The 17,282-nt window shown below is 61.9% G+C and carries 18 protein-coding genes and 1 tRNA gene; 14 read left to right on the forward strand and 5 right to left on the reverse strand.

Going from position 1 to position 17,282, the window contains the following annotated elements; translation table 11 throughout:
* Positions 1–19: 19 nt before the first annotated feature.
* The 9 genes from LVY65_RS10460 to LVY65_RS10500 all read left to right on the forward strand — a co-directional run bounded on the left by LVY65_RS10460 (position 20) and on the right by LVY65_RS10500 (position 8,171).
* Positions 20–1,783 (forward strand): fatty acyl-AMP ligase, encoded by a 1,764-nt coding sequence (locus LVY65_RS10460; RefSeq protein ID WP_235068102.1) that lies wholly within the window; start codon positions 20–22, stop codon positions 1,781–1,783.
* 167 nt (positions 1,784–1,950) lie between these two features.
* Positions 1,951–2,026 (forward strand) — tRNA-Trp (locus LVY65_RS10465).
* A 197-nt stretch (positions 2,027–2,223) separates the two neighbouring features.
* Positions 2,224–2,421, forward strand: coding sequence for a preprotein translocase subunit SecE (secE, locus tag LVY65_RS10470; protein WP_235068104.1), 198 nt, complete (start codon positions 2,224–2,226; stop codon positions 2,419–2,421).
* Positions 2,422–2,440: 19 nt separating this feature from the next.
* A complete protein-coding gene (gene nusG / locus LVY65_RS10475) occupies positions 2,441–2,977 on the forward strand; it encodes a transcription termination/antitermination protein NusG (protein WP_235068106.1) in 537 nt (178 codons plus the stop codon).
* 128 nt (positions 2,978–3,105) lie between these two features.
* On the forward strand, positions 3,106–3,735 hold the full coding sequence (locus tag LVY65_RS13370) for a TetR family transcriptional regulator (RefSeq protein ID WP_235068107.1): 630 nt from the start codon (positions 3,106–3,108) through the stop codon (positions 3,733–3,735).
* A complete protein-coding gene (locus tag LVY65_RS10485; protein ID WP_235068109.1) occupies positions 3,732–5,177 on the forward strand; it encodes an efflux transporter outer membrane subunit in 1,446 nt (481 codons plus the stop codon). The genes LVY65_RS13370 and LVY65_RS10485 overlap by 4 nt, the downstream gene beginning before the upstream one ends.
* A complete protein-coding gene (locus tag LVY65_RS10490; RefSeq protein ID WP_235068111.1) occupies positions 5,174–6,118 on the forward strand; it encodes an HlyD family secretion protein in 945 nt (314 codons plus the stop codon). The genes LVY65_RS10485 and LVY65_RS10490 overlap by 4 nt, the downstream gene beginning before the upstream one ends.
* Positions 6,115–7,041, forward strand: a complete 927-nt coding sequence (locus LVY65_RS10495; protein WP_235068113.1) for an ABC transporter ATP-binding protein — start codon at positions 6,115–6,117, stop codon at positions 7,039–7,041. The genes LVY65_RS10490 and LVY65_RS10495 overlap by 4 nt, the downstream gene beginning before the upstream one ends.
* Positions 7,041–8,171, forward strand: a complete 1,131-nt coding sequence (locus LVY65_RS10500; RefSeq protein ID WP_235068115.1) for an ABC transporter permease — start codon at positions 7,041–7,043, stop codon at positions 8,169–8,171. The genes LVY65_RS10495 and LVY65_RS10500 overlap by 1 nt, the downstream gene beginning before the upstream one ends.
* Before the next feature lie 174 nt (positions 8,172–8,345).
* On the opposite strand, the gene LVY65_RS10505 is transcribed toward LVY65_RS10500, so the two are convergent.
* A complete protein-coding gene (locus tag LVY65_RS10505) occupies positions 8,346–8,543 on the reverse strand; it encodes a DUF378 domain-containing protein (RefSeq protein WP_235068117.1) in 198 nt (65 codons plus the stop codon).
* A 120-nt stretch (positions 8,544–8,663) separates the two neighbouring features.
* On the reverse strand, positions 8,664–9,269 hold the full coding sequence (locus LVY65_RS10510) for a LuxR C-terminal-related transcriptional regulator (protein ID WP_235068119.1): 606 nt from the start codon (positions 9,267–9,269) through the stop codon (positions 8,664–8,666).
* 125 nt (positions 9,270–9,394) lie between these two features.
* On the opposite strand from LVY65_RS10510, the gene LVY65_RS10515 reads away from it, so the two are divergent.
* On the forward strand, positions 9,395–12,046 hold the full coding sequence (locus LVY65_RS10515; RefSeq protein WP_328282515.1) for a class I SAM-dependent DNA methyltransferase: 2,652 nt from the start codon (positions 9,395–9,397) through the stop codon (positions 12,044–12,046).
* Positions 12,047–12,216: 170 nt separating this feature from the next.
* Here LVY65_RS10515 and LVY65_RS10520 read toward each other — a convergent pair whose 3' ends face one another.
* Positions 12,217–12,675: a type II TA system antitoxin MqsA family protein gene (locus LVY65_RS10520; protein ID WP_235068123.1), complete on the reverse strand. Its 459-nt coding sequence runs from the start codon at positions 12,673–12,675 to the stop codon at positions 12,217–12,219.
* Entirely contained in the window at positions 12,668–12,991 is a 324-nt protein-coding gene (locus LVY65_RS10525; RefSeq protein ID WP_235068126.1) for a type II toxin-antitoxin system MqsR family toxin, read from the reverse strand. Before LVY65_RS10525 ends, LVY65_RS10520 begins: the two co-directional genes overlap by 8 nt.
* A gap of 514 nt (positions 12,992–13,505) precedes the next feature.
* On the opposite strand from LVY65_RS10525, the gene rplK reads away from it, so the two are divergent.
* The 4 genes from rplK (at position 13,506) to LVY65_RS10545 (ending at position 16,262) form a co-directional block, all read left to right on the forward strand.
* Positions 13,506–13,937, forward strand: a complete 432-nt coding sequence (gene rplK, locus LVY65_RS10530) for a 50S ribosomal protein L11 (protein ID WP_235068128.1) — start codon at positions 13,506–13,508, stop codon at positions 13,935–13,937.
* 4 nt (positions 13,938–13,941) lie between these two features.
* Positions 13,942–14,640, forward strand: a complete 699-nt coding sequence (gene rplA, locus LVY65_RS10535) for a 50S ribosomal protein L1 (RefSeq protein ID WP_235068130.1) — start codon at positions 13,942–13,944, stop codon at positions 14,638–14,640.
* A 106-nt stretch (positions 14,641–14,746) separates the two neighbouring features.
* On the forward strand, positions 14,747–15,538 hold the full coding sequence (ppk2, locus tag LVY65_RS10540) for a polyphosphate kinase 2 (RefSeq protein ID WP_235068131.1): 792 nt from the start codon (positions 14,747–14,749) through the stop codon (positions 15,536–15,538).
* A 34-nt stretch (positions 15,539–15,572) separates the two neighbouring features.
* Positions 15,573–16,262 (forward strand): DUF4956 domain-containing protein, encoded by a 690-nt coding sequence (locus LVY65_RS10545; protein WP_235068132.1) that lies wholly within the window; start codon positions 15,573–15,575, stop codon positions 16,260–16,262.
* Here the strand turns inward: LVY65_RS10545 and LVY65_RS10550 are convergent.
* Positions 16,246–17,277 carry a hypothetical protein gene (locus tag LVY65_RS10550; RefSeq protein WP_235068133.1) on the reverse strand — a complete coding sequence of 344 codons (1,032 nt, stop codon included), beginning with the start codon at positions 17,275–17,277 and terminating at the stop codon, positions 16,246–16,248. The genes LVY65_RS10545 and LVY65_RS10550 overlap by 17 nt on opposite strands.
* Positions 17,278–17,282: the final 5 nt, after the last annotated feature.

The following is a 17,282-nucleotide window of genomic DNA, read 5'->3' on the forward strand; positions in this document are numbered from 1 at the left end:
ATTGGACAGGATTTGCCGCGTGCTCGACCGTACCGACAGGATCGACACCACCCTGACGTTCGACGGCTATACGCCGACGGCCGACCGACTGGAGCGGCGTATCGCCGATTTCCCGACGCTCGGCGACGCGCTCGATTATGCCGCCAAGGGCAGTCGTGGGATGAATTTTCACGATGCTCGCGGGACATTGGTGCGTGCCTATCCTTATGCCGAGCTTCGGGAGGATGCGCTTCGTCACGCCCACCGCTTCCAGGCGCTTGGCCTCGAAAAGGGCGACCGTATTGCGCTGGTCGCGGAAACCGGGCCCGAATTCGCCGCCTGCTTCTTCGGGGCAATCTATGCCGCGCTGTGGCCCGTACCGCTGCCCCTGCCGACCAGCTTCGGCGGACGTGACGCTTATGTCGATCAATTGGAAGTGATGCTGACGAGCAGCGACCCGAAGCTGTTTCTCTATCCCTCCGAATTGACCGATTTCGCCAATGCCGCTGCCGAACGGCGCGCCGTCACGGCACGGGATTGGGAAAGTCTCCAGGCCATTGAGCCAACGCCTGGCACACTGCCGACCGCAGGTGAGCATGAGATTGCCTACCTTCAGTATAGTTCCGGTTCGACCCGCTTCCCGCATGGCGTGGCGGTGACGCATCGGGCACTTCTCGATAATCTTCGTGCACACGGCATCAGCACCGAAATCCAGCCGACCGACCGCTGCATCAGCTGGCTGCCCTGGTATCACGACATGGGCCTGGTCGGCTGCATGCTTTCGCCGCTCGCACTGCAGGTTTCGGTCGACTATCTGAAGACCGAAGATTTCGCGCGCCGCCCGCTGGCCTGGCTCGACCTAATCAGCCGCAACCCCGGCACCAGCCTCTCTTATTCGCCTACTTTCGGCTATGACATTTGCTCGCGGCGCATGTCGTCTCAGACCCGCGCCGCCGATCGTTTCGACCTGTCGCGCTGGCGGCTTGCCGGCAACGGAGCCGACATGATCCGTCCGGACGTGATGCAGGCATTCGTCGACAGCTTCGCCGACGCCGGGTTCAAGGCTTCCGCCTTCTGCCCAAGCTACGGATTGGCCGAAGCCACATTAGCCGTGTCGATCATGCCGCCGGGCGAGGGCATTCGCCTTGAACTGGTGGAGGAAAGCGAACTGTCGGGCGTTGGCACGCCGGCACAGGAACGCCCGCGCCGCTACCGCGCGATCGTCAATTGCGGCAAGCCGGTCGAGGGCATGGAGATCGAGATCCGCAGTGCCGATGGAAATCAGCTCGCCGATCGCTCGATCGGAAAGGTCTGGGTCCGCGGATCGAGCGTGATGGTCGGCTATTTCCGCGATCCGGAGTCGACCGAGGCGTGCATGAAGGACGGTTGGCTGGACACCGGCGACATGGGCTACATGTCGGGCGGCTACATCTTCATCGTCGGCCGCGCCAAGGACATGATCATTATCAACGGCAAGAACCACTGGCCGCAGGATATCGAATGGGCAGTCGAGCAGCTGCCTGGCTTCAAGTCCGGCGACATCGCCGCCTTCGCCATCACCGGTCCGAGTGGAGAGGAAACTCCTGCAGTCCTGGTCCATTGCCGGGTCAGCGATCCCGAGGAGCGCGGCAAGCTACGCGACGACATCCGCGAACGAGTCCGCGCGATCACTGGTATTTCGCCTGTGGTGGAGCTGATCCCGCCGCGGACCCTGCCTCGCACGAGCTCGGGCAAGCTGTCGCGGACCAAGGCGCGTAACCTCTACCTGTCGGGTGAGATCCAACCCTACGATATAGCGGCTTGAGCTCCCGAGCGCCGCGCGGCGATTGCGGAGCGATCGCTAGCAGCGCGAAGAGTGAGCGAAAGCCGGCCGAACACCGGCCTCAGTCTGAATGGATCGACGTCACGGGTTTTACTCCCGTGACGGCCCTTGCGTGAACCGCTTGGCGAGGCTACTTCGCCCGCCGGCCTAGGGGTATAGCTCAGTTGGTAGAGCATCGGTCTCCAAAACCGAGGGTCGTGGGTTCGAGTCCCCCTGCCCCTGCCAGGCCGTAGCAAGGCGCGTTGCGGAGCAACGTCGTCGGTCCGCGAAGCGGATGCGGAGCCGCCCGGCCGGGCTCGCGCAGCGAGCTTCGACGTCACGGGATTTACTCCCGTGACGGGGTGCGCTAATCGCTCCCTCGTTCGAGGTCCGGCGGGGATGCCCGCGGACCTCGTTTTTCTATCCGTTGGAAGGCACGAGCAGTGGCAAAGGTTACACCCGGCGAATTCATCCGGCAGGTGCGCGCCGAAGGCAGCAAGGTTGTATGGCCGTCGATGAAGGAAACGCGCACCACTGCGATCATGGTGCTGATCATGACTGCGATGCTGGCCATCTTCTTCTTCGGGGTCGATTCGGCTTTCAGCGCGATCGTCAAATTCCTGCTCGGCCTGCTCGGCTAAGATTTTTCAAGGTAAGCCCATGTCCCGCTGGTACATCATCCACGCTTATTCCGGTTTCGAGAACAAGGTCCGCGACGCTATCTTGAGCGAGGCGAGGCGCCTCGGGCTCGAGCAGCTGGTCGAGCAAGTAGAGGTCCCGACCGAAACCGTCACCGAGATCAAGCGCGGCAAGAAGGTCCAGGCCGAACGCAAGTTCATGCCGGGCTACGTCCTCGCCAAGCTGGCGTTGAACGACGACGTCTATCACCTGGTGAAGAATACGCCGAAGGTGACGGGTTTCCTCGGTCCCAACGGCAAGCCGCAGGCGATCCCCGACGCGCAGGCGCATCGCATGCTCGACACCAAGGAAGAGGCTGCGGCAGCGCCCAAGACCAAGGTCAAGGTCGACTATGAGATTGGCGATGCAGTGAAGGTCCTGGACGGTCCCTTCGCGTCGTTCAACGGCGTCGTCGAGGAACTCGATTTCGACCGCAGCCGGGTCAAGGTCAGCGTCTCGATCTTCGGTCGCGCCACCCCGGTCGAGCTGGAATTCGAACAGGTCGAACGGGTCAAGTAACCCTCAACTTTCCGACATTTTCACAAAGGGCCGGTGCGTTGCGCCGGCCCTTTTTCGTTGCGCGTCACCAAAATCGCTTGCCTTTCGATCGCAATTTAAATAACTGACCGGTCAGTTAGGAATGAATCGTGCAATCACCTCGATGGCAAAGAAGGGCAGAAGACCGTCCGCGCGAGATTTGCGCGGCGGCCCTTGATGTATTCACGGAAAAAGGGTTCGCGGCCGCCCGGCTCGACGAAATCGCAAAGCGTGCCGGCGTGTCGAAGGGCACTCTCTATCTCTATTTCAAGGACAAGGAAGATCTGTTCCGGGCTGTCGTGCGCGACACTGTCGCGCCCAATGTCGGTGCGTTGCGCGACGCGGCGATGGCCTCCGAACTGCCGTTCGCGGCGGTCGCCAATATGTTTCTTTCCCGCTTCGCCGATCTCGCCCAGCGCCTTCCCGTCGGGGCGGTCGCCAAGATGGTGATCGGCGAATCCGGCAATTTTCCCGAACTGGCCAAGGTCTGGCACGACCAGGTCGCAGGCCCCTCGATTGGCCTGCTGGCCGGACTGATCGAGAAGGCACAGGCGAAAGGCGAGGTCCGCGCCGGCGACCCGCGCCTGCATGCCTTTACCCTGATGGGACCGATGCTGATGGGCGTGATCTGGCGGGAGATACTGCAACCCGTTGGAGGCGCGCCGCTGGATATCGAGGCCCTTGCCCGGCAACATTCCCAAACGGTGCTTACCGGACTCCTGGCGGAGTCGGAGCAGTGAAATCGAAGATCGCCTTGCTCTCCGCCTTGCTCGTGGGATGCACGACCGTTGGTCCTGACTATAGGCAGCCCGACGTCGCAGTCCCTGGGCAATATCTGGAATCGAACAGCGAATCTGGTGCATCCGATACCGCCCTTACCAATTGGTGGCTCTCTTTCGGCGATCCTAAGCTCAGCAGCCTCGTCGAGCGGGCACTTTCCCAAAACCTCGATATCGAAGCCGCGGCCGCGAGGATTCGTGAGGTGCGCGCGCTCGAGGCGGTGGCCGGAGCCGGTGCTTCGCCACAGGTTGCGGCGGAGGGATCGATCACGCGCCAGCGGATCAGCGAGCACGCGATTCCAGCTCCTCCTGGTGGAGGTGCACCCGGCGGCGGCACCAGCGGCTTCGCCCTACCCGGGGAATCCTTCACCACCTGGCGGATCGGGTTCGACGCATCCTGGGAAATCGACCTGTTCGGCCGCAACCGGCGCGAGCGCGAGGCAGCAGCCGCCCGAACCGGCGAAGCAATCTGGAACCGGCACGATTCGGAAGTGACGGTCGCGGCGGAGGTTGCCAGCGCCTACCTCAGGCTGCGAACGCTACAGGCAAGGATTGCCAATGCCGAGGCGGAGCTGGAGCGGCAATTACGCTTCGAACAGCTCGTCGGTGCGCGCACGCGCGGCGGGCTGGTGACCGGCCAGGACCTTGAGCAGCAGCGTGCCGAACGAGCCGCCGCCGCCGCGGCGATCCCATCGCTGCAGGCTGAGGCCAAGGCAGAAATCCATGCATTGGGGGTCCTTACCGGGACGACCCCCGACGCGCTTACGGCCGATCTTTCCGCACCGGCGGCACTGCCATCCTCTCCGCCTGTTCCCGCGGGCCTCCCGTCGGACCTACTTCGACGCCGTCCGGACATCCGTGCCGCCGAACGAGAGCTCGCGGCGGCGACCGCCGACATTGGTGTCGCCACCGCCGACCTCTATCCGCGATTTTCACTAACCGCCGCGCCGGCACTGGTCAGCACCGCCCTTGGATCCCTGCTCGCATGGGGCAGCCGAAGCTTCAGCGCGGGCGGTGCCATCGACTGGCCGCTGTTCGACGGTGGACGCAGGCGCGCGAACGTCGAAGTCCGCAATGCGCGGCAGGAACAGGCGCTCATCGCCTATCGCAAGGCGGTACTGACCGCGCTGCAGGACGTGGAGGATGCTCTCAGCCTTACGGACGGCGACCGCAACCAACTCGCGCGCCTGGAAGAGGCACTGGCAACCGCCACCCGGGCCGAGGAGATCGCCCGCGCCCGCTATCGCGGCGGGCTCGTCACCTATTCGGACGTGCTGGTTGCCCAGGCCCGCCGCATCGCATTGGAGGAACAAGTGATCGAAACCCGAGGCGCGCTGGCGCGCGACAATGTGGCGCTGGTGAAGGCGCTGGGCGGCGGTTGGCAGGAAGGGGCAGCGCAATGAACCGCGCAAAACCGATCATGATCGTCGTGCTGCTGATAGGGGCCGCCGCGCTCGTCTGGTATTTCCTCAGCGGATCGAAGCGGGAGCGCCAACTATCCGGCTATATTGAGGGTGAAAGCCTGTTCCTGGCCGCGCCGGTCTCCGGCACGGTCGCCTCGATCCTTGCGCAGGAAGGCCAGCGGGTCGGCGCAGGAACGCAGCTGTTCACCATCGATCCCGCGACCCTATCGGCCCAAGGCGAGCAAGCGCGCGCCCAGGTGGTCGAGGCTCGCACCCAAATCGCCACGAGCGAGGCCAATGCCCAACAGGCTGAAGCCGAAGTGACCGCTGCCGCGGCGGACGCCAACCGCGCACGCCAGGACCTCAATCGGCTGCTTACCGTCCGCAGCGACGACCCTGCGGCCGTCGCCGGCAAAGATATCGACGCGGCCCAGGCCACGCTGCGCGAGGCGAACGCGCGTCTCAGTGCTGCGCGCAAGACGAGCCAGGCTCGCCGTGCCCAGGTCGCCGCCGCCCAGGCGCAGGAAAACCAGGCCAGGGGCGGCGAGCGCGAAGTCTCGATCCGGGTCGACCAATTGTCGCCCCCTGCCCCGTCCGCGGCGCGGGTGGAGGAAGTCTTTTATCGCCCCGGCGAATGGGTCGCGGCCAACCAGCCGATCGTCAGCCTGCTTCCCGACGACAGGATCAAGGTCCGCTTCTTCGTTCCCGAACAGAAAGTGGCGCGCTACCGCCCCGGCCAAAGCGTCCGCTTTTCCTGCGACGGCTGCGCCAGCGGCCTGACCGCGAAGATCAGCTACGTCAGCCCCCGCCCCGAATTCACCCCGCCGGTCATCTTCAGCCGCGACAGCCGCGATCGGCTGGTGTTCATGGTCGAAGCGCTTCCGCAGAAGCCCGGCGGGCTGATGCCGGGCCTTCCGGTCGATGTGGAGCCCCTGCGATGACCCTGGCAATCGACGTCGAAGGGCTAAGCAAGAGCTTCGGCACGTTCAAGGCCGTCGACAATATCTCCCTGCAGATCGAGCAAGGTCACATCACCGGCTTTCTCGGCCCCAACGGGTCGGGCAAGACCACCAGCCTGCGTATGCTGTGCGGCCTGCTGACGCCCGATACCGGGCACGGGCAAGTGCTGGGGCTGGAGTTCCCGCGCGAGGCGGAGGCGATCAAGCGCCAGACCGGCTACATGACGCAGCGCTTCTCGCTCTACGAAGACCTGACGATCGAGGAGAATCTGACCTTTATCGCGCGGGTCTATCGACTCGCACACGTCCAGGACAGCGTGGACCAGACGCTCGAAAGGCTCGGCCTCACAAAGCGCCGCAAGCAGCTTGCCGGCCAATTGTCCGGAGGCTGGAAGCAGCGCCTCGCCCTTGCCGCCGCGGTGATGCACGATCCCAAGCTGCTACTGCTCGACGAGCCGACCGCCGGCGTCGATCCGCAGGCGCGCCGCGACTTCTGGGACAGGATCCATGGCCTTGCCGACGAAGGCATGACGGTATTGGTTTCGACCCATTACATGGACGAGGCCGAGCGCTGCCACGAGATCGCTTACATCTTCAACGGCCACCTCATCGCTCGCGGCACGGCCGATCAGGTGATCGCCGAAAGCCGGCTGGTCACGTTCGAGGCAGAAGGTCCGCGCGCCGACCGGCTGGCCCGGGAACTTGCCGCCCGGCCGGGCGTCGAAATGGCCGCGCCCTTCGGCGAAGCGCTGCACGTCAGCGGCACCGACCGCGCGGCATTGGAAGCCGCCATCCAATCCTATCGGCGCGAGCCCTATCGATGGACCGAGGTCCAGCCGACGCTTGAGGATGTGTTCATCAACCTGATGCGCGTCCACGCACCGGCGGAGGTCAAGGCGGCATGATGGGCCTTTCCCTTTCGCGGATGATGGCCGTGCTGACGAAGGAGTTCACCCAGCTCGTCCGCGACCGGCTGACCTATGCGATGATCATCGGCATCCCGATCGTCCAGCTGCTGCTGTTCGGCTATGCGATCAATACCGATCCCAAGCATTTGCCGACCGCGGTCCTGGTCCAGGACCAGGGCCAATTCTCCCGCTCGATCCTCGGCTCGCTCCAGAACAGCGAATATTTCAGGATCGTCCACGTCGCCCGATCCCCGGCGGAGATGGATAAGCTGATCGAGCGCGGCGCGGTGCAGTTCGCCATCACCATTCCCGGCGACTTCACCCGCCGGGTGGTCCGCCGCGACAAGCCCCAGATCCTGGTGGAGGCCGATGCCTCCGATCCGGCCGCTACGGGAAGCGCCGTCGCGGCGCTTTCCTCGCTACCGATCGAGGGACTGAAGCACGACCTCAAGGGCCCGCTCGCATCGGCGGCGCCCGGGCCGCAACCGTTCGAGGTCGTCATCCAGCGCCGCTACAATCCGGAAAACATCACTTCCTACAACATCGTCCCCGGGCTGGTGGCGACGATCCTGACCATGACCCTGGTCATGATGACGTCGCTGGCGATGACTCGAGAGACCGAGCGCGGGACGATGGAAACCCTTCTGTCCACCCCCCTCCGGCCGATCGAGGTGATGGTCGGCAAGCTCACCCCCTTTGTGGTGGTCGGCATCATCCAGGCGGCCCTCATCATCAGCATGGCCAGGATATTGTTCGGCGTGCCGATGGCCGGCGGATGGGCGGCGCTCATCCTCGGCCTGTTCCTGTTCATCGTCGGCAGCCTCGCGCTCGGCTTCCTCGTCTCGACTGTGGCGCGCAACCAGCTGCAGGCGATGCAGATGAGCTTCTTCTACTTCCTGCCCTCGATCCTCCTCAGCGGCTTCCTCTTCCCCTTCCGCGGAATGCCGGAATGGGCGCAGTGGCTCGGCACCATCCTGCCGGTCACCCACATGCTCCGCGTGGTGAGGGGGGCGATGCTGAAGGGCGTAGGCCTCGCCGAAGCGGCACCAAGCCTGGGGGCGCTGGCGCTGTTTGTGGTGATCGTCGCTGGGTTGGCGGTGAAGCAGTACCGGACGACCTTGGATTGAGCATAAGCCGCCGAGCGTAACGAGAGCGGAGCGAAGCGAGCGTCGTTACGCGAGAGACGGCGCATGCCGGCCAGCCTGCCCCCGGACTTGATCCGGGGGACAGGACTGACGTCACGAAGTGAGTAGCAGCCATGCGGAAGCATGGCGAGAACGAACGCGAGTGACGCCCGCCCCCTAAGCCTGCTTCCCAGAAACCAGCGGAATGATCTGATAAACAGCCGACAGCCCGACCAGCCCGTAGACGATCCGCGACAGTGGCGACATGTCGCCGAACAGGGTCGCGACCAGGTCGAAGTTGGCCAACCCGACCAGCCCCCAATTAAGCCCGCCGACGATCAGCAGCACCTGCGTCAATATGTTGAGTGCGCGCATTTCCATAACTCCTGTGAAGGGCGGTTACGCCGGTCGGGGGAGATCGCGACCAGCGTAACCTTAGGGACGCATATGTCGGCTTTGGTGGCAGTCGCTCCAATACGGCCTTTGTGCCGTACTCTAGAGCCCGCCTTCTACCGCGACGCGGATCGCGTCCGCGGAGCTTTGCACGCCGAGCCGCTCGATCAGCAGGGCGCGATGCATCTTCACCGTCTTTTCGGAAATCCCCAGCCGGTGGGCGATCTGCTTGTTGAGATAGCCCCTGCTCATCGCCTGCAGCACCTGCCGCTGGCGCGATGGCAGGGCCGCGACCTTCGCGGCGGCGGACGCCCGCTGGCCGGCCAGCATGATATCGCTGTCGCCCAGGTCGACTTGGGAGCCCAGGAAATATTGCAACTCGCCTTCGTCATCGAACAGCGGAGTGATCATTACCCCGTTGCGGAACGGCGACCCGTCCTTGCGATAGTTGATGATCTCGACCAGCACCGGCTTGCGCCCGGCGATCCCGCTGCGGATGCGATCGCTGACCCACGGCTCCGTCCGCGCGCCAGTCAGGAATCGGCAATTGCGCCCCACGATTTCGGCCTCGGCATAGCCGGTCAGGGCGCAGAATGCGGGATTGACGGCTTCCAGCGGATTGTCAGGACGGCGCGGATTGCTGACCACCGTCGCGATCGGGCTAATGCCGATGCTGTCGATGACCTGCCGCTGGCTGATGCCATTCATGCGGGCATCATAGTCTCGGCGATGGCGACGGGCCAGCGCCGAAGAGCTGGCGCATGGTCACCGGAACACGCTTGCTCCCTTCCCCACTTCCCGCCAAGCTGAACGCGCCGGAGTAAGGGGGGTATATGCGTCTCGGGTGGCAGGAAATTCGGCGGCGAGCGAAGGACTTTTCCGTCCGATGGAAAGACGCCCACTACGAAAAGGGCGAAACACAGACTTTTTACAATGAATTCTTTCAGATCTTCGGGATCGACCGGAAACGCGTCGCCATCTTCGAACGCAAGATCGAGTTGATCGAAGCAGGCAAGCGCGGCTTCATCGACCTCTTCTGGCCGAGCGTCCTGCTGGTTGAGCAGAAAAGCGCCGGCAAGGACCTGTTCAAGGCCGGTCAGCAAGCCGACGACTACGTGCTCGGTCTGCGCGATCGGGACATACCGCGATACGTGCTGGTCTGCGATTTTCAGCGCTTCCGTCTGCGCCATCTCGAGACCGGCAAGGAAGTCAGCTTCACCCTGCCGGAGCTGCATAAGAACGTCGACGAATTCGGCTTCATGCTCGGAGTCGAACGCCGCACCTACGGGCGCCAGGCCGCAGTCAACATCAAGGCGGCCGAGTTGCTCGGCACACTGCACGATGCGCTGGAGGCCAAGGGCTATCGCGGCGGCGATCTCGAAAAGCTCATGGTCCGGCTGCTCTTCTGCCTGTTCGCCGACGACACCGGCATCTTCGAGAGCAAGGACGACTTCCTCTACCTGATTGAGGAGCGCACCGACGTCGACGGCGGCAACGTCGGCTCGGTCCTCAACGACCTGTTCGAAATCCTTGATACGCCGCCCGACGAACGACAACAGGGCGACGACCCGGAATTCGACAAATTCCCCTACGTGAACGGCAAGCTGTTCTCGGGCCATTTGCGGCGTGCCGTGTTCGACGCCGAAATGCGCGACGATCTACTCGCCGCCGCCAAGTTTGACTGGGGCAAAGTCAGCCCGGCCATCTTCGGCTCACTGTTCCAATCGGTGATGGATAAGGAGGAGCGCCGCAAGAAGGGCGCTCATTACACGACTGAGCCGAACATCATGAAGCTTATCGGCCCGCTGTTCCTCGACGAGCTGCGAGCCGAGTTCGAGCACCTGAAGCAGCGTCGTGACGGCGGAAAGCGCGCTGCACTCCTTGCCTTTCAAGAGAAGCTCGGCCGACTTCAATTCTTCGACCCGGCCTGCGGCTGTGGCAACTTCCTGGTTGTCACCTACCGCGAACTTCGCCGGCTCGAACAGGAAGCGCTTGAGCTTGTGTTCGATCCGAACTCGCCGATGCTCTACGAGGTGGAAGCACTATCGGTCCTCAGGTTGGACCATTTCCATGGCATCGAGCTGGAGGAATTTCCTGCCCACATCGCCGAAGTGGCGATGTGGATGACCGAGCATCTTGCCAACATCGAGCTGGGCCGCACCTTCGGCAAAGTATTCGCCGACATCCCGCTACGGGACAGCGCGCACATCGTTCACGGCGATGCGCTCGAAATCAATTGGAACGACGTGCTGCCGCATGAGGATTGTTTCGCCGTTATGGGCAATCCGCCATTCGCGGGAAAAAAGGAGCAGTCTGCGAGGCAAAAGGATCAGGTTCGGCGTATATTCGAGAATTCAAAGGGGTCTGGCGAGCTCGACTTCGTTGCTTGCTGGTTCGCTCTGGCCGCGCACTACATAGGCGGTTCGCAATGCAGAACAGCCCTCGTTGCGACGAACTCGATAACACAAGGCGAGCAGGTCGCTCCCCTATGGACCGAACTTTTGCGGCTAAGTGACTTCCGCATCCTGTTCGCCCATCGAACTTTTGAATGGGGGAGCGACGCTCGAGGCAAAGCCCATGTCCATGTCATCGTTATTGGATTTGACCGGTCTGAAAGACCCATAACGAAGCGACTGTTTGAATACGAAAACCAAAAGGGCGAGCCTCTCCAAAGCGAGGCTGAAAATATCAATCCTTATCTGGTCGACGGCTCGAACCTGCTCATCAAGAAGGAGAGCAGGCCCTTAAGTCCTAGACAGGAAATCTCGAAGGGTAGCGAAGCAACTGACTGGGGACATCTCACACTTTCCAAGCGTGAGGCAGATGAACTTCGAGGCAAGTCAACGATCAATCCAGATTGGATAAGGCCCTTCTGGGGTGGAGACGAATACATAAACGGAGAAGAGCGATTCTGTTTATGGCTGGCTAACGCCAATCCGAATGAGCTCCGCCAGTCGCCTGAAATTAGGGATCGGCTTGATGCCGTCCAATTGGAAAGGGCGAAAAGCCCGAAGCCCCGCACAAGAGATTTAGCTAAATACCCATATGCGTTCGGTGAAATTCGCCAACCGTCTGAGCCGTATTTGCTGATACCGAAAGTATCATCACAGCGTCGCGAATATGTGCCGATCGGTATCGTTGATGCGGCAGTTGTTGTCAGCGGTAGCGCTCAATTCATTGAAGGGCCGTCTCTTTTCACGGTGGGCGTAGTGACGTCGGCAATGCACATGGCTTGGATGCGAACCGTTGGAGGCCGAACTAAGAGCGATTTTCAGTACACGACGACGATGGTCTACAATACTTTCCCTTGGCCCGAAGCCAACGACAAGCAAAAGGCTGAAATCGAATCACTCACGAAGGCAGTCCTCGACGCCCGTGAAGCTTGGCCGACCTCCAGCTTGGCTGACCTCTATGACCCCGACATCATGCCCGCCAATTTGCGCAAGGCGCACGCCGCGCTCGATGCGGCGGTGGACCAGCTCTAACGCAAGAAGCCGTTCGACAGTGACCGCGACCGTGTAGAACATTTGTTCGGCCTCTATGAAAAGCTGGTGAACCCGCTGGAAGCCGACGCCGAGCGCCAGATCAAACGCGTCGCCCGTCGCACCAGAAGGAAAGAGGCCGTCAGGAACTAGTTGACGTAGGTCGAGTGCCGTCAGGCGACGGCTCGTTCGCGCCTTTTATGACCGGCCCTTTTGCCCAATTTGCCGGTACCCGGCATCCGGCGGATTTCCTTGAGTACCTCAATCGCCTTCGGCTGCCTTGAAAGTATCTCGATCAATCCGACTGCGGCATCGCTAGGCGGCGCCTTGCCGCTTTCATATTTTTGGAAGGCACGCTTGCCGCCGCCGATGATCTCGCCCGCCTCTTCCTGCGTCAGGCCCAGCGATTTGCGCACCTCCCGCACATGCGCGGCATAGGCAGCGCGAAGCTCAAGAAAGACCTCGTCCGCCTCCGCCAGGTCGAGGCCACTATGGACTGCATCGCCATCGTCGTCCGGATACCAACCCGGCAGCGCCACTTCGCGCGCCATCGACCCATATTCGACCGTGAACGGCCGGATGTCCCGCTTCAGCGACTTTCCGGTCACCGGATGGATTCGTGTTTCAGCCATCATGCGCTTCCTTGAATGACACCAGCATCACGTCGATCAGCGTCTCGCCGGCGAACTTCAGGTAGAGATAAAATTCTCCCTGCTGGCTTTTATACGTGTCGTGCCAACAGCGGTGATTGGGCGGATTGTGCTGGGTCTCCGATTTAACGAAATCCGATCGACTTAATGCCTGCACTGCCTCCACCACATCCTCACGCCCAAAGCCGATTGCCGTGGCCGACCGAATGGCGGAAGTCGTCATCTCCAGCGTTTCGACCGAGGCGAACTTGGCCTGCACCGCCACGAGATCATGGTGAGCCCGACGCTTTACTGTCATGCGAAATACACCTTAAAGGTCATTTCGTCAAGGACGGACGCCCTTGCGCCGAGCGAGCGGAACTTAGCCCCAAATTCCAAATGGTCGAGGGGCTACAAACATCTGTCCTACACGCCAGAAATCTGTTTCAAGCTGCTCGATGCGCGACTGGCACACCTTGAACATAAACAGCCCTGCCCCGCTCACGCGCGAGCCAGTGTGAACATCGTGAACATTCGCTCTTCCGGGATTCAGCGCGACACCATCAACTTCATCAACTTCGCTCTGAGCGTCACGCGCGAATGGAGGGTTAAGTTAGTGAACTTCCAGGCCTCGCTCCCAGTCGACCGAGTCAACTTAGCTTTTCAACCAACAGTTGAATTACCGCCACTATCTGCTAATGGCGCGCCCTTCCAAAGCATTAGCGTTGGATTGCGGGAGGCGACCCTAGGGACGCCGTCTGGACCGCTAAACTTGAACGGCACGTGTCCCCCGGACCTGATCCGGGGTGCCCGTCCACTACAGAGTGAGAAAAATGGCTAAGAAAATCACGGGCTATATCAAGCTCCAGGTGCCGGCCGGCACCGCCAATCCCTCCCCGCCGATCGGCCCTGCCCTGGGTCAGCGCGGCGTCAACATCATGGAATTCTGCAAGGCGTTCAACGCCGCGACGCAGGAACTGGAAAAGGGCGCTCCGATCCCGACGGTCATCACCGTCTATGCCGATCGCAGCTTCTCCTTCACCACCAAGACCCCGCCGGCGAGCTTCCTTCTGAAGAAGGCGGCGAAGCTGAAGTCGGGCTCGAAGGAGCCGGGCAAGGTTTCGGCGGGCACCATCAAGCGTTCGCAGGTCGCCGAGATCGCGACCGCGAAGATGAAGGACCTCAACGCCAACGATCTTGAGGCCGCTACGAAGATCATCGAAGGCTCCGCTCGCGCGATGGGCCTCCAGGTTGTGGAGGGTTAAGACCATGGCGAAGCTGACCAAGAAGCAGAAGGCCGTAGAGGGCAAGATCGACCCCAACAATCACTATGGCGTCGCCGAGGCGATCGGCCTGGTGAAGAGCCTGGCCACGTCGAAGTTCGACGAAACCGTCGAAGTCGCGATCAACCTGGGCGTCGACCCGCGCCACGCCGACCAGATGGTCCGCGGCGTCGTCAACCTGCCCAAGGGCACCGGCAAGGACGTCCGCGTCGCCGTGTTCGCCAAGGGCGACAAGGCCGAGGAAGCCAAGAAGGCGGGCGCCGAGACTGTTGGCGCCGAGGACCTGATGGAAGCCATGCAGGGCGGCGACACCAATTATGACCGCGTCATCGCGACCCCGGACATGATGGGCATCGTCGGCCGTCTCGGTAAGGTGCTGGGCCCCAAGGGCCTGATGCCGAACCCGAAGCTGGGCACCGTCACCCCGAACGTCGGCGAAGCGGTCAAGGCCGCCAAGTCGGGCCAGGTCGAGTTCCGCGTCGAAAAGGCCGGGATCATTCACGCCGGAATCGGCAAGGCGAGCTTCCCCGAAGCGGACCTCAAGGCCAATTTCGACGCGTTCGTGGACGCGATCGTCAAGGCCAAGCCGACCGGCGCCAAGGGCAAATATGTCAAGAAGGTCGCGCTGAGCTCCACCATGGGCCCGGGCGTCCGGCTCGACCTCGAAGAGATCGCGGGCGCCTAAGCCGCTTTAATTCAAGGCAAATATCAAGGGCCGGGGCGGCGACGCTCCGGCCCTTTTCTTATGCGCCAATCGCTATAAGGTCCCGGCAGGACGCAGGGGCATTGAAATGGGTCATCTCAGCCAGAAGGAATATGATACTGCTCTGGAGCCTTTGCTCCATGAGCTATCCGACGCGGCGCGGTGGATCCAGGAGACCGGCCAGCGGCTGATGGTGCTGTTCGAAGGCCGGGACACGGCCGGCAAGGGCGGCTCGATCCACATGTTCGCCAATACGCTCAATCCCCGCCAATGCCGTGTCGTTGCGCTACCCTCGCCGTCCGAGCGCGAACGGAACCAGTGGTATTTCCAACGCTACGTCGAACATTTTCCGGCCAAAGGCGAAATCAGCCTGTTCGACCGAAGCTGGTACAATCGCGCCGGGGTCGAAGCCGTCATGGGGTTTTGCACCTCGGAACAGGTCAGTAGCTTCCTGAAAGCGGTACCCGATTTCGAACGACAGCTGGTCGATGATGGCATCTACCTGTTCAAATATTGGCTGTGCTGCGATCAGGAAAAGCAGGAAGAGCGTTTTGCCGATCGGCTCAACAATCCGCTTCGCCGCTGGAAGCTCTCCCCCGTCGACCACAAGGCGCGGCAGCTATACGATGCCTACACCGAAGCGCGCGAGCGGATGCTTGCCGCGACTGACTCGCCGCATGCGCCGTGGACTTTGGTCGACTACAATGACCAGCGACTGGGCCGCCTGACCCTGCTGCGCGACCTGCTCGACCGGCTGCCGGATACCAAATTGCCTGAAGAGAATATTCCGTGGTCCAAACTCGGTCACGATCCGATCAAGGAGCGGTACGGCGTCATGACGCCGATCCCATCGTACCGCTGGAATGATCGGAACGATTGACCTAAGCTCATCAGTATCGGTGGGGGTATCGATCATGCGGGCAGCAAAATTATTCGTACAGCTTACGATCTATTATCTGATCCTGTTCGGCGGCGCGTGGCTGGTGCTCAAAGCCTATCCCGACCTTCGCCACTATCTCCCCATCGGGGGCACTGAGCAGCTGATCAATCCCGGTGGCGGAAAATCGAACACGCTTGAAGCGATGGCCGCGGCCACCCAGGTCAAAAATCTCGGCCAAAGCCTCGGCTGGATGGCAACCGCGATCATCGGCGCGCTGCTTACTGCCCTGCCCGTCAGCTGGATCTACATGGGTACGCGCACTTCCGAGGAATATGATCAGTCGCTGATCAGCTCGATCCTCATCCTGCCGGTTGTTGTGACTTCGATCGTCATCGTCGTCCAGCACAGCCTGGCCCTGGCCTTCGCACTTGGCGGCATTGCCGGTGCAGTAAGGTTCAAGAACAGCCTCAAGAGCTCGGGCGATGCCCTTTACATCCTGCTGTCCGTGGGCATCGGCCTTTCGGCAGGAATCGGTGCGGTGGAGCTCGCGCTCGTCATGAGCCTCGCGTTCAATTACTGCTTCGTCCTGCTGTGGATCAGCGAATATGGCGAGCGCGAAGGAATGAAGCGGTTCATGAGCGACTTCAGCCCGAGTGTAGCTCAAGGTACGGCGCCGCCTCCCGATCCTACCGTTCCCCCGGCACCGCCTACAGGCAGTTCTTGAGGATCTTCGTTTTCACCGTCTCGTCAGATGCGATCTGCGCGTAAAATTCGCCCAGATAGGCAAGCGCCTTGCTCCGGGTTCGATCGGACAGGCCCGGAATTTGGCCGAATAGAGCTTCGATCGCCGGGCGCTGGCTACGAAACTCAGCGGCAGCTCCAAGAACCTCCCCGTTGAACCGGCAATAACCCTGGTAAACCCGGGTCTTCACGCTCCTGATGCTAAAGCCGTCAGGCGGCACGGCATATGGCGCATCGACCAGCCCCGAATAGTCGAAGTCATAAGGCAGAGGCACGTAGGAAGAGCCCTTGCCAACAATAAGACGTGTATTGTGGCAACAGCCCTCTCCTTGGGGCCCTGCGCGCATCGACCAGTCGAGGTTGCCGATCATATATTCGAACAGGGCAACGCGCGCGGCCTGGCGCGGATCGAGCTGGCTCGCCAGAATTCGGTCTCCGACCCGCGCCGGCGTCGTGCCATTACGACGCGCGGCGTCGTCCAGATCCTCAATGAAAAACCCCCAGCGACTGGTTGAGACTTTGCCATTCGGCTCGGCATAGTCGACGGTCGCTAGCCGGACCCTATAGCTCGCGGGGCTAATCAGGTTGAAAATGCGATAGCTCGTATATTCAAGAAGAAGATATTGCTGAAAGCCATCCTGTGACCGGCAGTGGGTCACCAACTTTAGCCGGCCCTGGCCCGCGAAAAGCGAATTGGGAGCCGCCGGTTGAGCGAGGTCCACTCGCAGCGGCGGAAACGTACAGGTCTGTCTCAGGCGTCGCGTAATGCCGCGTGCTGAAAGGCGTATCGCATGCGTTTCGGACGGTGAGATTAGCGACAGGGTTGCGGCTCGCGGGGTCGTAGAATCTTCGGCATCTCGGGCGATGAGGTTCACCGGACCCTGAATGGTCATGCGAATAGGCGCGTCGCTTGCGAAAAGGGGGGTCGACGCACCCTGAGCACTTGCGAGTCCGGGGCTGCTGGCTGCCAGCATTGCAGCAATGGTCCATTTCATCATCGGTC

Source organism: Sphingomonas cremea, assembly GCF_021502585.1.
Classification (GTDB): domain Bacteria; phylum Pseudomonadota; class Alphaproteobacteria; order Sphingomonadales; family Sphingomonadaceae; genus Sphingomicrobium; species Sphingomicrobium cremea.

Coding starts and splice junctions, on each gene's coding strand:
- nusG (WP_235068106.1), top strand. CDS start 2,441: ATGTCCCGCTGGTACATCATCCACGCTTATTCCGGTTTCGAGAACAAG.
- LVY65_RS10490 (WP_235068111.1), top strand. CDS start 5,174: ATGAACCGCGCAAAACCGATCATGATCGTCGTGCTGCTGATAGGGGCC.
- LVY65_RS10495 (WP_235068113.1), top strand. CDS start 6,115: ATGACCCTGGCAATCGACGTCGAAGGGCTAAGCAAGAGCTTCGGCACG.
- LVY65_RS10500 (WP_235068115.1), top strand. CDS start 7,041: ATGGGCCTTTCCCTTTCGCGGATGATGGCCGTGCTGACGAAGGAGTTC.
- LVY65_RS10505 (WP_235068117.1), bottom strand. CDS start 8,543: ATGCGCGCACTCAACATATTGACGCAGGTGCTGCTGATCGTCGGCGGG.
- LVY65_RS10510 (WP_235068119.1), bottom strand. CDS start 9,269: ATGAATGGCATCAGCCAGCGGCAGGTCATCGACAGCATCGGCATTAGC.
- LVY65_RS10515 (WP_328282515.1), top strand. CDS start 9,395: ATGCGTCTCGGGTGGCAGGAAATTCGGCGGCGAGCGAAGGACTTTTCC.
- LVY65_RS10520 (WP_235068123.1), bottom strand. CDS start 12,675: ATGGCTGAAACACGAATCCATCCGGTGACCGGAAAGTCGCTGAAGCGG.
- LVY65_RS10525 (WP_235068126.1), bottom strand. CDS start 12,991: ATGACAGTAAAGCGTCGGGCTCACCATGATCTCGTGGCGGTGCAGGCC.
- rplK (WP_235068128.1), top strand. CDS start 13,506: ATGGCTAAGAAAATCACGGGCTATATCAAGCTCCAGGTGCCGGCCGGC.
- rplA (WP_235068130.1), top strand. CDS start 13,942: ATGGCGAAGCTGACCAAGAAGCAGAAGGCCGTAGAGGGCAAGATCGAC.
- ppk2 (WP_235068131.1), top strand. CDS start 14,747: ATGGGTCATCTCAGCCAGAAGGAATATGATACTGCTCTGGAGCCTTTG.
- LVY65_RS10545 (WP_235068132.1), top strand. CDS start 15,573: ATGCGGGCAGCAAAATTATTCGTACAGCTTACGATCTATTATCTGATC.
- LVY65_RS10550 (WP_235068133.1), bottom strand. CDS start 17,277: ATGATGAAATGGACCATTGCTGCAATGCTGGCAGCCAGCAGCCCCGGA.